Below are 242 nucleotides of genomic sequence, written 5' to 3'. Positions count from 1 at the left end.
AACTTTGTTTGGAATACCATCACCATCAGTATCTTCGTCCCCATCGTTTACACCATTACCGTCAGTATCAGGGTTAGTTGGATCAGTACCGTTAGCTTCTTCGTCTTTATTATTAACGCCGTCGCCATCGATGTCGTTATCATCTTTATCAGGAATTCCATCTCCATCAGTATCTTTGTCTGAATCAGAATCAGAACTAGAATTTGAAGCACTGTTAGAGTCAGAGCTGCTATCAGTGTTAC

At 40.9% G+C, this 242-nt stretch carries 1 pseudogene; it reads right to left on the bottom strand.

Features of this window, described 5'->3' with window-relative positions:
- Positions 1-242 (bottom strand): annotated as a pseudogene (locus ACJTHF_RS14090) (fibrinogen-binding protein); the annotation flags it as partial.

It is taken from the genome of Mammaliicoccus sp. RAM2 (assembly GCF_045897195.1).
Lineage (GTDB): Bacteria > Bacillota > Bacilli > Staphylococcales > Staphylococcaceae > Mammaliicoccus > Mammaliicoccus sciuri.
This window is presented reverse-complemented; position numbering and strand designations above follow the sequence as displayed.